This is a genomic window from uncultured Agrobacterium sp. (assembly GCF_913777885.1).
In the GTDB taxonomy this organism is placed as follows: domain Bacteria; phylum Pseudomonadota; class Alphaproteobacteria; order Rhizobiales; family Rhizobiaceae; genus Agrobacterium.
In genome coordinates, this window is record NZ_CAJYTV010000003.1 from 17,262 (window position 1) to 31,630 (window position 14,369).

Genomic DNA, 14,369 nt, shown 5'->3' on the forward strand with positions numbered 1-14,369 from the left:
GGCAAGCAAATTGAGGTTGGCCGCTTGCGTTTCCTGCCACACCTGCTGAGAGGCTTCTCCACTTTTGAAGCTTTACGAGACTCGATACCTCATCGGATATCGATCTCCCCCTGGAGGGGAGATGCCCGGCGGGCCAGAGAAGGGCGGCCCACCCACAAAAGCGGATGAGGGGCGCCCATCCCAATCATCGACTCTAGATCAGGTAATCACCGTCGGCGCATCACGGCCGGTGTGCTTCTTGATCCCCGCAATCGTATCCGCCACAGCGATCAGGTCGGCCAGCGCTTCCTGCGTTTCGATGTTGTGGCGGGCCGCATCGGCCTCGTAGCGCTCTACATAGAGGCGCAGCGTGGCGCCCGATGTGCCGGTGCCGGAGAGGCGCAGCACGATGCGCGATCCGCCTTCGAAGAGGATGCGGATGCCCTGGTTCTTGCTGACCGATTGGTCGACCGGGTCGTGATAGGCGAAGTCGTCGGCCTTTTCGACCTTCAGATCGCCGTAGGTCGTGCCTGGCAGTGTGGCGAGCTTTTCGCGCAGCGTTGCGACCAGCGTGTTGGCGGCGTCGCTATCGACTTCTTCATAGTCGTGGCGCGAATAATAGTTGCGGCCATATTCGGCCCAGTGCTTGGTGACGATGTCTTTCACGCTTTCCTTGCGGGCGGCGACGATGTTCAGCCAGAAGAGCACGGCCCAGAGACCGTCCTTTTCGCGCACATGGTTGGAGCCGGTGCCGAAGCTTTCCTCGCCGCAGACGGTGACCTTGCCGGCATCCAGCAGGTTGCCGAAGAACTTCCAGCCGGTTGGCGTTTCATACATGCCGATGCCGAGCTTTTCGGCCACGCGGTCTGCTGCCGCACTCGTTGGCATGGAGCGGGCGATGCCGGAAATGCCGGATGCGTAGCCGGGGGCGAGCTTGGCATTGGCGGCGATGATGGCAAGCGAGTCCGACGGGGTGACGAACATGCCCTTGCCGACCACCATGTTGCGGTCGCCGTCGCCATCGGAGGCGGCACCGAAGTCGGGGCCTTGCGGGCTCATCACGTCGTCATAGAGTTCCTTGGCGTGAACGAGGTTCGGGTCCGGGTGATGGCCGCCGAAATCCGGCAGCGGTACGGAGTTGCGAACCGAGCCTGCCGGTGCGCCGAGGCGCTTCTCGATGATTTCGACCGCGTAGGGGCCGGTCACCGCGCTCATGGAATCGACCACGACCTTGAAGCCGCCTGCGATCAGATCGCGGATCGCGCCAAAGTCGAAGAGCTCTTCCATCAAAGCGGCGTAATCGGCCACCGGGTCGATGACTTCTACCTGCATGCCAGCCACGTCGCTTGTGCCGATCCGGTCGAGATCGATATCGGCGACATCGGCGATGCGGTAGGTTTCGATTGACTTGGTGCGGGCGAAGATGGCGTCGGTGATCTTTTCAGGGGCCGGGCCGCCATTGCCGATATTGTACTTGATGCCGAAATCTTCGTTCGGGCCGCCGGGATTGTGGCTGGCCGACAGAACAATGCCGCCGAAAGCCTTGTATTTGCGGATGACGTTGGAGGCGGCGGGCGTGGAGAGAATGCCGCCCTGGCCGACCAGAACCTTGCCGAAGCCTGCGGCTGCGGCCATCTTGATCGCCTTCTGGATGACCTCGCGGTTGTAGTAGCGGCCGTCGCCGCCGATCACCAGTGCCTGACCCTCGAAGCCCTCGAGGCTATCGAAGATCGACTGGATGAAATTCTCTGCGTAGTTCTCCTGCGCAAAAACCGGCACCTTCTTCCGCAGACCCGAGGTTCCGGGCTTCTGATCCTGAAATGGCGTGGTCTGGACGGTCTTGATCGACATTCAATGGCCTTTCGACGTAAGTTGGGTGTAAAGCGCGGCGTAAAGTCCTGCGCTCTTTTCCCAGGAAACATCCGATTTCATCCCCTGCTTCTGCATCTGCGTCCACAGCTTCGGGTCTCGGTAATATCGCATTGTGCGACGTAGCGCCTGGCGCAGCCCATCCGGCGTGACGGAAGAGAACTGAACGCCCGTTGCCACTTTCGCGGAAACAGCAGCATGATTGGCATCGATCACGGTATCGTTCAAGCCACCATTGCGCGCCACCACCGGTACGCAGCCATATCGCAGCGCATAAAGCTGGGTGAGGCCGCAAGGCTCGAAGCGCGACGGAATGATGATGGCGTCGCAACCGGCCTGCATGAGGTGCGAGAGCGGCTCGTTATAGCCGACCGCCACGCCGACCCGTCCGGGATGACGGGTGGCCGCTGCCATCAGCGCGCCTTCCAGACCGATTTCGCCCGCGCCCAGCACGACGAGGCGACCGCCCATGGCCACGATATCATCGGCAACCTCGGCGATCAGGTCGATGCCCTTTTGCCAGGTGAGGCGGGAGATGACGCAGAAAAGTGGGCCGTTATCGTGGTCCACCCGGAAGTGGCTGGCCACCGCTGCCTTGTTGAGCGCACGCAGCTTGAGGTTGGCGGAGGTGTAGTTCTCCTGGATCAGATGGTCGATGGCCGGGTTCCAGACCTCGGCGTCAATGCCATTGACGATGCCGTGCAGCACGTGGGCGCGGGAGCGAATGACGCCGTCCAGGCCCATGCCGTAATCTGGCGTCAGGATTTCGTCGGCGTAGGATGGGCTGACGGTGGAGAGTGCGGTTGCCGTCTGCAAGCCGCCCTTCAGGAAGCTGATATCGTTATAATATTCGATGCTTTCGGTGGAGAAGGCGTGTGCGGGCAAGCGAAGCTCGGAAAAGATATTGGCGCCGAACTGACCCTGGAAGGCAATATTGTGGATGGTCAGCAGGCTTGGAATTTCCGGCGTCTCGGCATAGCGCATATAGACCGGAGCCATGGCCGACTGCCAGTCATGCGCGTGAAGAACGTCGGGCTGCCAGCCTTCCAGCTTTCCGGCGGCGATTTCGGCAGCCGCCAGCGAAAGGGCGGCATAGCGCTTCCAGTTATCCTCGAAGTCCTTGCCCGTCGAATCCAGATAGGGGCCGGCAGGGCGATTATAGAGCGAGGGTATGTCGAGGATCAGCAGATCCAGCCCCTCGTGTTCTCCGGCCAGAATATCGGCATGTTCTCCCAGAATGTCGGGAAACGCGCCGACCTTATGGGCGTCCTTCACCGCAGATGTGACGGCGGGATAGCCGGGGATCAGCGTGCGGGTGCGGATGCCGCTCGCCTTCAGCGCGATGGGAAGCGCGCCGGCAACGTCGGCGAGCCCCCCTGTCTTGATCAGCGGATAGATTTCGGACGCGACCGAAAGAACATTCATGAGGCTCACAGATCCAGCTTGTCGATCATCGATTGGGTTATCAGGCAGATTCCGTTTTCGCTGCGGCGGAAGCGCTTGGCATCGAGAACCGGATCGTCTCCAACTACCAGCCCTTCCGGAATGACCACGCCATGGTCGATCACGACGTTGCTCAGTTGCGCGTGACGGCCGATCTTGACGCTCGGCAGCACGACCGCATTTTCAAGCCGCGAATAGGAATTGGCGCGCACGCCGGTAAAGAGCAGGCTGCGGTTGAGCGACGCGCCGGAAATGATGCAGTCGCCGGACACGACGGAGGAAACTGCCGAACCACGACGGTTTTCGTCGTCATGAACGAATTTCGCCGGTGGCGTGATTTCCGCATAGGTCCAGATCGGCCAGGACTTGTCGTAAATATCGAGATCCGGAACGATATCGGTGAGGTCGATATTGGCCTGCCAGTAGGCATCGATGGTGCCGACGTCGCGCCAGTACGGACCATGCTCGAAATCGGAGCGGACGCAGGACGAGGCGAAGCGGTGGGCGACGGCCTTTCCGTGCTCAACGATATAAGGAATGATATCCTTGCCGAAGTCGCGGCTGGAACTGGGGTCGGTGGCGTCGCGGCGCAGGCATTCCATCAGGAACTTGGTGTGGAACACGTAGATACCCATGGAGGCGAGCGCGTTTTCTTCATCGCCCGGAATGCCTGGCGGATCGGCAGGCTTTTCGATGAAGGCGATGATCTCGTCCTTGTCGTTCACATGCATCACACCGAAGCCGGTTGCATCCATGCGCGGCACTTCCAGACAGCCGATGGTAACATCCGCGCCCGAATCCACATGCTGCTGGAGCATGTATTCGTAATCCATCTTGTAGATATGGTCGCCAGCCAGGATCACCATATATTCCGGGCCGTGAGCCTCGATGATGTCGATGTTCTGATAGACGGCGTCGGCTGTGCCTTCATACCATTGCGTTTCCGACACGCGCTGGGAGGCGGGCAGAATATCGAAGCTTTCGTTACGCTCCGGGCGGAAGAAGTCCCAGCCGCGTTGCAGGTGGCGGATCAACGAATGCGCCTTGTACTGCGTGGCCACACCGATGCGGCGGATGCCGGAGTTCAGCGCGTTCGACAGCGCGAAATCGATGATGCGCGCCTTGCCGCCGAAATAGACGGCTGGCTTTGCCCGCCGGTCGGTCAGCTCCTTCAGGCGGCTGCCGCGCCCGCCTGCGAGGACATAGGCCATTGCATCACGTGCCAGAGGCTGAATTCTCTTTTCACTCATCGCTCGAGTCCTCCCATAAAATTCCACTCTTGTCTTAGTCTGTAACGCGACTGGAGTTTTTAATGCTTCCCGTCACGTTCTATTCTTGTCTGCCTCATATCCCTGCAACGCGAGGAAGATCAGTTCTCAAGCTCCAGCATGATGACGGCAAGCGGCGGAAGTGTGAGCGTTGCGCCGATACTGCCACCGGCATCCACCGCCTGAACGCGTCCGCCATTACCCTTGCCGGTGCCGCCATAGATCTCGGCATCGGTATTGAGAATTTCGCGCCAGCGTCCGGCAGCCGGAAGCGGCACATAGTAGTTCTCGCGATAGACCGGCGTGAGATTGGAGATCACCGCCACCGGCTTTTCGCCCGGTGCGCGGCGCAGCCATGCCAGCACGGAATTGTCGTGATCGTCGGCCACCAGCCATTCGAAGCCTTCCGGCTCGCAATCACGCGCATGGAGAGCGGCCTTGGAGCGGTAGGTGAAGTTGAGGTCGCGCACCAAACGGCGCATGCCCTCGTGCATGTGGTACTGGAGGAGGTTCCAGTCGAGCGAAACCTTCTCGCTCCATTCGCTCCACTGCGCAAATTCCTGGCCCATGAACAGCAGCTTCTTGCCTGGATAACCCCACATGAACGCATAATAGGCGCGAAGGTTGGCGAATTTCTGCCAGTCGTCACCCGGCATCTTGGCAATCATCGAGCCTTTGCCGTGCACCACTTCGTCATGCGAGATTGGGAGCACGAAGTTTTCGCTATACGCGTAGAGAAGGCCGAAGGTCAGTTCCTGATGATGGAACTTGCGATGCACCGGTTCGCGGGCAAAATAGCTCAGCGTGTCATGCATGAAGCCCATGTTCCACTTGAAGCCGAAGCCCAAGCCCCCCTCATGCACGGGCTGCGAGACTTTCGGCCAGGAGGTGGATTCTTCCGCAATGGTCATCACGCCCGGATGGTTGCCGTAGATCAGCGTGTTCATCTTCTGCAGGAAGCGAACAGACTCCAGGTTCTCGCGCCCGCCATATTCATTTGGGATCCACTCGCCTTCCTTGCGGGAGTAATCGAGATAGAGCATCGAGGCGACCGCATCGACGCGCAGGCCATCGAGATGGAATTTCTCGGCCCAATAGAGCGCATTGTTGATGAGGTATGACATGACCTCGACGCGACCGAAATTGTAGATCGCGGTGTTCCAGTCCGGATGGAAGCCCTGGCGCGGATCGGCATGTTCGTAAAGGGCCGTTCCGTCGAACCATTTCAGACCATGCTCGTCGGTCGGGAAGTGAGCGGGCACCCAGTCGAGAATGACGCCGATGCCGACCTTGTGGGCGCCATTGACGAAGCGGGCAAACCCTTCCGGCTCGCCGAAGCGGGCGGTCGGTGCATAAAGGCCGGTCGTCTGGTAACCCCAAGAGGGGTCATAGGGATGTTCGGTGACAGGCAGGAACTCGATATGGGTGAAGCCCATGTCAGCACAGTAAGGAATAAGCTCCGCGGCCATCTCGTCCCAGGTCAGCATCGAGCCGTCCTGACGCTTGCGCCAGGACGCAGCGTGGACTTCGTAAATGCTGATCGGCTGACGGCGCTGATCGATGCTGGCCCAATGCTTGCGGTGGGTTTCATCCTCCCATTGCTGCACGAGTTCGGGCGTGGTGACGGAAGCGTTCTTGGGACGAAGCTCTGCGCGCCGCGCATAGGGGTCGGCTTTGAGCGGCAGAAGCTCGCCATGGGGACCGATGATTTCGAACTTGTAGGCGCAGCCGGCATAGACATCCGGTGCGAAGATTTCCCAGATGCCGGTGTCCTTGCGAAAGCGCATCACATGGCGGCGGCCATCCCAATTGTTGAAATCGCCGACGACGGAAACGCGGCGCGCATTGGGTGCCCAGACGGCAAAATGAAAACCTTCGACACCTTCGAGCTTGAGGGTATGTGCGCCCATTTTGTCGAAGAGGCGAAGATGGGAGCCTTCTCGGACGAGATAATCGTCCATGGGCCCAAGAACCGGGCCGAAGCTGTACGGATCGGTAACCGCCCACTCGGCGTCGTCGCGAAGCGCGCGGTAGCGCACCGGCTGGCGCTTGGTAATGTCGATCACGCCTTCGAAGAAGCCGTCATCGTCGGTGCGCGTCAACTCTCCGGCAACGTTGCCGTCAAGTGTCATCACCGTCACCTCTTCGGCACCGGGGATGAAACAGCGCGCCACGAAACCGCCCGGCGTCTGGTGGACGCCGAGCACTGCAAAAGGATTGGAATGCAAACCGCTCTTGATTGCCTCGATTTCGGCCGTGGGTATGGGATTGAAGGTCTTGTCTTCGGCCGAATTGAGCGGTTTTTTCATCAGGCTCTCCAGATTTCCGTGGCGTATTGGCGGATCGTCCTGTCGGACGAGAACCAGCCCATGCGCGCGGTATTGCGAACGGTTTTTTCATACCAGCTGGAAGGGTTGCTCCAGATGGCGTCGACATCGCGCTGGGCTTGCGCATATGCATCGAAATCGGCGGCGACCATGAACCAGTCATTGTTGTAGAGGCCGTCCATCAGCCCGGTGAAGCGCGAGCGATCATCGGGAGAGAAGACGCCGGATGCAATCGACGAAACGGCCTGAGCAAGCTCTGCCGAGTTTTCGATGATGGCGCGGGGATTGTGGCCTTCGGCGCGGGCCTTTGCCACTTCGTCTGCCGTCTTGCCGAAGATGACGATGTTGTCTGCCCCGACATGTTCCAGCATCTCGACATTGGCGCCATCGAGCGTGCCGATGGTGAGTGCGCCGTTGAGAGCAAATTTCATGTTGCCTGTGCCGGACGCTTCCATGCCTGCGGTGGAAATCTGCTCCGACAGGTCGGCTGCCGGCACCATGATTTCGGCCAGCGAGACGTTATAATTCGGAACAAATACCACTTTCAGAAGCCCACGCACTGCCGGATCGTTATTGATGACGCGGGCGATATCGTTGGCGAGCTTAATGATAAGCTTGGCATTGTGATAGCTCGGCGCGGCCTTACCGGCAAAGAACTTAACGCGTGGAACCCAATCGAGTTCCGGGTGCGAACGAATTTGGTCGTATAAAGCGACAGCCTCGATCAGATTGAGGAGCTGACGCTTATATTCATGGATGCGCTTGATCTGGATATCGAAGAGCGCGGACGGATCGATGCGGATGCCCATGCGCTGCGCCACCGTGTTGGCCAGACGCACCTTGTTCTGCCGCTTGATCTCGGCGAACTTGTCGCGGAAGCTCGAATCTTCGGCAAAACGATCGAGATCGAGAAGCTTTTCGGCGTCGTCCAGGAAGGCATCGCCGATGGCATCGCGGATCAGGCTTGTGAGGCCCGGATTGCACTGCATCAGCCAGCGCCGCGGGGTAATACCGTTGGTCTTGTTGTTGATGCGGGTTGGAAACAGCATGTGCAGGTCGGAGAAGACCGTTTCCTTCATCAGTTCGGTATGGAGTGCCGAGACGCCATTGATGGAGTGCGAGCCGATGAAAGCCAGATTGCCCATGCGAACCCGGCGCTCGCCGCCTTCGTCGATCAGCGAGATCGAACGGATCTGGCCATCCGAGAGCTTCTTTTCCTTGCGGGCGAAGATCAGCGTGTTGGCATTGATCGCGTAAATGATCTGCATGTGGCGCGGCAGAAGACGCTCGAGCAGCGGCACCGGCCAGCTTTCCAACGCTTCGGGCAGAAGCGTGTGGTTGGTGTAGGAGAAGGTGCCGCGGGTGATCGTCCAGGCCTCTTCGAAATCCAGACCGTGTACGTCGCACAGAAGGCGCATCATTTCGGCGATCGAAATGGCCGGGTGGGTGTCGTTGAGCTGGATGGAGACCTTGTCCGGAAGGTTGGTGAAATCCGGATATTGCTGCAGGTGACGGCGCAAAATGTCCTGCAAGGAGGCCGACGAGAAGAAGTACTCCTGGCGAAGGCGAAGTTCCTGGCCGGCGGGATTGGCATCCGCCGGGTAGAGAACGCGGGTCAGCGCCTCGGCCTTGTTGCTTTCGCGCAGTGCGCCGATATGGTCGCCGGCATTGAAGGCATCGAGCAGGATCGGGTCGATCGGCTGGGCAGACCAGAGGCGCAGCGTGTTGACGCGGGTGCCGCGCCAGCCCACGACCGGCGTATCATAGGCCATGGCGATCATGCGTTCGGCAGGCTTCCAGACGAAACGCTGTGGCTCCTCATAGCCGCCGACGGTTTCCACCGATCCGCCGAAGCCGATTTCGTAGGCGCTTTCACGCCGTTCGAATTCCCAAGGGTTGCCATGGGCAAGCCAGGTTTCCGGCAATTCTACCTGCCATCCATCGGCCATCTGCTGGCGGAAGAGCCCGTGAACATAGCGGATGCCATAACCATAGGCCGGAATATCGACGGTGGCCATGGATTCCATGAAACAGGCGGCAAGACGGCCAAGACCACCATTGCCAAGGGCGGCGTCCGGCTCAAGCGCTGCGATCACATCGAACTCGACGCCAAGCGAGGTCAGCGCCTGACGGATTTCCTCCATCAGCTCCATATTGGTGATGGCGTCGCGCATCAGGCGACCGATCAGGAACTCCAGCGACAGGTAATAGACGCGCTTGGAATCGTTCTGATAGGCCTTGCGGGTGGATTCCATCCACTTGTCGATGATGCGGTCGCGCACGACCAGAATGGTTGCCGTCAGCCAGTCATGCGGTTTGGCGACCTTCACATCCTTGCCGATACGATAGGTCAGACGCTCGATGATTTCGGAGGCAAGCACGTCCGGGTCGGAACTGCGCGGGGCGGGGCGGGGAAGATCGTTGGTAGCCAGTTTATTGATCATTGGTCGGTCAGCACCTTGATGGGAGGGGAGGGGCCTGATTGTGTCGATCCGTTAAAGCGTTGCGCTATCCGTCAGATACGCTCTTCACGCCTTGAATCCTTTCTTTGTCGCATGCCGCTGTCACAAAACCTCGGGACAGGTTCGGGCGTCATGCCGTCGTGGTTCGCTTGCAGTTTATGCATCGATAAGCGGCTGTGGCAACAGCCGTTTTCGCTGGAAGAGCGATTGCCCGAAAAGGGTCAGTAAGGACGTGGTGAGACGGATGGCAGCAACGCAAAGTGCGCGCGGCTTTCGCCACGCGCACGTGCAGAACAAAGGACTGAAATTCGCTGTCAGTTCATCAGACGGGTGGGGGTGCTCGCCGCCTTGCGGGCGATTTCGCCGAAGGCCGCGACGATTTCCTCCATGTTTTCCGGATCGTAGTAATTGTCCGGACTGCTGGCGCAATATTGCAGCAGCGACTTGCCCTTGGCGGGCGCCATGAAAGCCACGGTGAAGATCTGGATGCCGTCTGCCTTGACCGCCGAGCAGGTGGAGCGCACCTGACTGTCGATGGCGCTGCTTGTCATTTCGCCGTCGGTCATCAGCACGATGTAGCGCTGAAACGTGTCGCTACCCTTGTCCGCGTGCTGTTGCTTTTCGTAGGAATTGTCGCTTCGTAGCGCAGCGAAAGCGGTTTTGAGCGCCAAAGACGCGTCCGTTCCCCCCTGTGGATATTTGTCGATGGCGTTGACGTAGGATCCGGCCTGGGAGGTTCCCCAGCTCAAATTACGCGGCGGGAAGGGGGCAGAGTTGTAAGCGATGGCGCCGGTGCGCACGAGTTCCGATTCCGGCGAACCGCGGTCCTGATAGGATGGATCGGCCTTGTTCAACGTGTCCGTCAGGTAGGAGACGGCCTCTTTGAGCGACTGGATCTTGGTGACGTAGCACGGGCTGGTAAAGGCCACTTTCGGCCAGCTCTTTTCCGTGTAGTTCGGGCAGGCGTTCTTGCTGTTGTCGACCGTATCGGTCTTGAAGGACATGGAGCCGGAGCGGTCCAGCACAAGATAGAGCGATAGCGCCGCACCCTTGCTGAAGGCGCTTTGGGCGGTGCTGCTGACACCGACCTTGACGGTTCGGATGCCGATGAAGCTGATAAGTGGAGCCAGCGGTATTTCCGCGTTAAGCGTTGCGGAGATCTTGAAGCTCATTCCTCTTTTGGAGTCCGAGCGTTCGGCTATCGTATCGAGGTCGGGTTTCTTTTTCCCTTGATCGCTATCGCTGCCGGTTGCGCCGTCCTTGCCCTTGCTTAGTTCGCCCGTATAGGCTGCCATGCGCCGGTTGACTTCGTCGGCGTAGTCCTTGTTGGACCTTTTACCTTCCTCGACGCGTGCGGCGGTCGCTGCGGCAAGTGTTGCGCTGTCAAGTGCGGCTTGCATCTCCTGCTTGACCTGCATCACGCGGGTGGCTTCCATGCCAGCACCGGCCGTTCCGAGCAGAATTGGCAAGAGCAGGCCTGTCATCAGCCCGAAGTTGCCGCGCCTGTCACGCAGCAGAGCTTCGCCATTACGTAGTACGGCAAACCGCTTTCCCATGATTATCTCACCCAATTTTTATGAGTCAGAAGTAGAATGGGAAAATTGAATTTTTCCTAACTCATCATAATCAATTCTAACGAAGTTAAGTAATTCTAAGTGTTATCAAGTTTCGAACACTTAGACGCTGCGGCCAACGTCTACTCCAAACGCGCTCACATTCACGCTTTGACGGGAACAACGTCCACGGCCTGCGTGATCTTCTGGTTGCCGTAGCTCTTCAAAACGCCGATGACGGGAGCGACATCGGCATAATCGCGGCCATAGCCGACGACGATATGATCGCTGCCGGCGACGATATCATTGGTCGGGTCGAGCTCGATGTAACCGTCCGCCTCACCGCACCACACACGCACCCAGGCGTGCATGGCATCCGCGCCTTCCAGCCGCTCCTTGCCGGGTGGCGGAATGGTGCGCAGGAAGCCGCTGACATAGCCCGCCGGAATGCCGAGACTGCGCAGCGCTGAAATCATGATGTGGGAAAAATCCTGGCAGACGCCGCGTTTCAGCTTGAAGGCCTGAATAGGCGTCGTATCCACCGTGGTGGCCTCGCTGTCATATTTGAAATCCGCATAGATGCGCTTGCATAGCGCAAAGGCGATTTCGCGCACGGTCATGCCCGGTCTGGCCGTATCGCGGGCATAGGCCGCGATTGCCGCATCCTCGCCGATGCGCGGGCTGGCACCCGCCAGATGGTGCGGTGCCTGCGCATCGAGCGAATTGATGCTGGCCAGTTCCGCCTGGAGCTTGTTGAGCTGCGGAGACAGATCGGCGGTCGGTGAGGGGCTGTCCACAGCCACGCGGGCCTGCATGCGAATGTCCAGCTTGTCATGCGGTGCTCTGAGATAGATCGAGGTGGCAGTCTGCTGGAAGAAATCGGCAAAGACGGTGCGCTCCTCCGGCGTGGGCGACACGGTCAGGGCGGAAGCGACCAGTTTCTGTCTGCCAGGTATGGAGAGCGGGGTGACGCGGATCATGTGGCGCGCACCCGACGCCAGCGTGTCGTAGATATAGCCCATATGCAGCGTGAGATCGTAGAGCATCGACTATCCGAGATAGGTTTGCGCGAGAATGTCGGAGAGCCGCTCCAGATCCTTCTCCAACTGGCGGAAGACATCGCCGTCGAGATTCTCCGACGTCATGACCGCGAGCGTGGAATGAATGCGCATCGCTTCCCGGTAGAAGGGCGACATCTGGCCGTTAACGAAAGCGTTCGGCAACTGCTCCACCTCGGCGCGGATTTCGTTCAGCTGAAAGAGGATCGAGCGCGGGTTGAGCGGATCGAGCGCCAGAAGATCCATGACGGTGAGAGCCGCCGTGTTCACATTGTAGCGGCGGCGGTGGGTCATGACGCTGTCGCCGATTTCGAGCAGCATGTCATAGGAGCCGTCCGGTGCGTCCGGGCCACCCATATGGGCAAGCAGCCGCGTCATGTGCAGGCCGCGCTCCAGATAGCGACCGATGGCCAGGAAGCGCCAGCCGGTGAAGCGATACATGTTTTCATGCACGAGACCGGCAAAGCCTGCGACCTTGCGCAGCAGAATGGTCGTGGCATGAGTCGCGTCGTCGCCCGCGTGGATCTTGCTCTGGAAGCGGCGGGCGGTCTTTGCCAGATCGTTGAGCGCCAGCCAGCCATCGGGCGAGAAACGGTCGCGAATGTTGCTGGCGGAATAGATGGAGCTGTTGATATTGGCGATCAGGCTGGAGGGAATGGCCTCCTTCACGTCGATATCGACCGTCTTGAGATAGTCCGTCACATGCGCGAGCAGAGGCTGCTTCGGGTCGGCGGATTCAGCGTAGCGTGCGTGCCAGGCGCGCAGGATGCGCAGCGCCCCTTCGGACCGCTCGATATAGCGGCCAAGCCAGAAGAGATTGTCGGCTGCACGGCTTGGCAGGCTGCCCGGCATGTTGCGGGTGAAGTTTTCTTCCGGCGGCAGAAGCGTGGTGCGCTCCACCGGCTTGTCGCTGACGATCCAGACATCCGCTGCCCGGCCACCGGCCTGCATGGCAATGGCCGCGACATCGTTGCTGCGTCCGATACGGGCAAAGCCGCCCGGCATGACCTGCCAGCCGTCCTGGGTGCGGGCCACGAAGACACGAAGGCTCATGGGCCGTGGCACGAGCTTGCCATCGACGAAGGCGGGCGTGGTGGAGAGGGTCACGACCTCCTGGCCGACGAGCTTGTGGCCGTCACTTGCCAGCCAGTCGCTGATCGAATCCTTGGCGGTTTCGCGTAGGCTCGAGCCGAGCACCGACTGGCCGTTATCGTCGAAGAAGGGCAAGCGCGAGTATGCCGGGCCGATGACCATTCGCTCGATATTGCGGGCCACCTGCTGACGTTCGGTCGGTTGGCCGCACCACCATGTGGCAATCGAGGGCATGGCGAGGTCTTCGCCGAGGATGTGGCGACAGATGGCGGGCATGAATGCGAGCAGCGCACGGGTTTCGAGAATGCCGCTGCCGAGCGCATTGACCATGCTCAGCGCGCCTGCCCGCAGCGCCTGCACCATGCCGGGTGTGCCGATATGGGAGTTCTGGTCGAGTTCCAGCGGATCGGCGTAAGACGCATCCAGACGCCGCCAGAGCACGCCGACGGGTTTGAGACCGGCAACGGTGCGCACCATGACGCGGTTGTTGACGACGGTCAGATCCTCGCCCTCCAGTAGCATGACGCCGAGATAGCGGGCAATATAAGCGTGCTCGAAATAGGTTTCGCTGGCGGGGCCAGGTGTGAGAACCGCAATGCGGTCGTCAGGGTGCTGGCGGTGCGACTGCAACGTATCGCGAAACGCGCCGAAGAAGGAGGCGAGCCGATGGACGTGGGCCTCGGCATAGATATCGGAAAAGGCGCGGGTGGTGGCCACGCGGTTTTCCAGTGCAAAGCCCGCTCCTGACGGGGCTTGCGCCCGGTCTGCCAGAACCCACCAGTTGCCGTCCGGGCCGCGGCCGATCTCGAAGGAGCAGAAATGCAGATAGTGACCGTTGGCGGGCTTGATGCCCACCATGGGCCGCAGAAATTCCGGATTGGAGGCGATGAGGGCTGGCGGCACATAGCCCTGCTTCACCAGCCGGCCTTCTCCATAAATATCGGCCACCACGGCTTCGAGAAGATTGGCGCGCTGGATCAGCCCCCTGGAGACGACCTGCCATTCAGCATCGTCGATGAGGACCGGGACGTGGGAGATAGGCCAGTTGCGTTCGCTGCTGCCGCCGCCGCTTTGAGCGCTGTAATCGCGATAGAAGACGCCGGCATCGCGCAGGTAACGATCCGTGCGGGAAAAGCGGTCGTGCAACTCGCGCTCATCCATGCGTGAGAGTGCATCGACGAAAGGCTGCCAGACCGGGCGAATTCGCCCCTCTATGTCCAGCATTTCATCGGCAACGCCCGGCAGGGCGCGGTAGCCCAGCAGGGGGTCCGTGCTGGTCTCTCCGGTCTTGCGTTCCGTTGCAGGTGCCTTCGCCACC

Annotated in this window: 8 protein-coding genes; all 8 read right to left on the reverse strand. The window is 60.1% G+C overall.

The features are described 5' to 3' along the window. Positions 1-198 precede the first annotated feature (198 nt). Positions 199-1,830 carry an alpha-D-glucose phosphate-specific phosphoglucomutase gene (locus tag QZ869_RS01055; protein WP_296102079.1) on the reverse strand — a complete coding sequence of 544 codons (1,632 nt, stop codon included), beginning with the start codon at positions 1,828-1,830 and terminating at the stop codon, positions 199-201. Continuing rightward, positions 1,831-3,273, reverse strand: a complete 1,443-nt coding sequence (gene glgA / locus QZ869_RS01060; RefSeq protein ID WP_296014331.1) for a glycogen synthase GlgA — start codon at positions 3,271-3,273, stop codon at positions 1,831-1,833. It lies immediately after the preceding gene. A gap of 5 nt (positions 3,274-3,278) precedes the next feature. Beyond that, positions 3,279-4,541 carry a glucose-1-phosphate adenylyltransferase gene (glgC, locus tag QZ869_RS01065; RefSeq protein ID WP_296014330.1) on the reverse strand — a complete coding sequence of 421 codons (1,263 nt, stop codon included), beginning with the start codon at positions 4,539-4,541 and terminating at the stop codon, positions 3,279-3,281. A gap of 119 nt (positions 4,542-4,660) precedes the next feature. Next, on the reverse strand, positions 4,661-6,868 hold the full coding sequence (gene glgB / locus QZ869_RS01070; RefSeq protein ID WP_296102081.1) for a 1,4-alpha-glucan branching protein GlgB: 2,208 nt from the start codon (positions 6,866-6,868) through the stop codon (positions 4,661-4,663). Continuing rightward, positions 6,868-9,330, reverse strand: a complete 2,463-nt coding sequence (locus QZ869_RS01075; RefSeq protein ID WP_296085928.1) for a glycogen/starch/alpha-glucan phosphorylase — start codon at positions 9,328-9,330, stop codon at positions 6,868-6,870. Before QZ869_RS01075 ends, glgB begins: the two co-directional genes overlap by 1 nt. Before the next feature lie 332 nt (positions 9,331-9,662). After that, positions 9,663-10,904, reverse strand: a complete 1,242-nt coding sequence (locus QZ869_RS01080) for a TadE/TadG family type IV pilus assembly protein (RefSeq protein ID WP_296102082.1) — start codon at positions 10,902-10,904, stop codon at positions 9,663-9,665. 161 nt (positions 10,905-11,065) lie between these two features. Then, a complete protein-coding gene (locus tag QZ869_RS01085) occupies positions 11,066-11,947 on the reverse strand; it encodes a transglutaminase family protein (RefSeq protein ID WP_296102083.1) in 882 nt (293 codons plus the stop codon). 3 nt (positions 11,948-11,950) lie between these two features. After that, entirely contained in the window at positions 11,951-14,368 is a 2,418-nt protein-coding gene (locus QZ869_RS01090) for a circularly permuted type 2 ATP-grasp protein (protein ID WP_296014322.1), read from the reverse strand. Position 14,369 lies beyond the last annotated feature (1 nt).

What these genes read in the sequence shown, in the direction of transcription:
- glgC (WP_296014330.1), bottom strand. Translation starts at nt 4,541, where the DNA reads ATGAGTGAAAAGAGAATTCAGCCTCTGGCACGTGATGCAATGGCCTAT.
- QZ869_RS01080 (WP_296102082.1), bottom strand. Translation starts at nt 10,904, where the DNA reads ATGGGAAAGCGGTTTGCCGTACTACGTAATGGCGAAGCTCTGCTGCGT.
- QZ869_RS01055 (WP_296102079.1), bottom strand. Translation starts at nt 1,830, where the DNA reads ATGTCGATCAAGACCGTCCAGACCACGCCATTTCAGGATCAGAAGCCC.
- QZ869_RS01075 (WP_296085928.1), bottom strand. Translation starts at nt 9,330, where the DNA reads ATGATCAATAAACTGGCTACCAACGATCTTCCCCGCCCCGCCCCGCGC.
- QZ869_RS01085 (WP_296102083.1), bottom strand. Translation starts at nt 11,947, where the DNA reads ATGCTCTACGATCTCACGCTGCATATGGGCTATATCTACGACACGCTG.
- glgB (WP_296102081.1), bottom strand. Translation starts at nt 6,868, where the DNA reads ATGAAAAAACCGCTCAATTCGGCCGAAGACAAGACCTTCAATCCCATA.
- glgA (WP_296014331.1), bottom strand. Translation starts at nt 3,273, where the DNA reads ATGAATGTTCTTTCGGTCGCGTCCGAAATCTATCCGCTGATCAAGACA.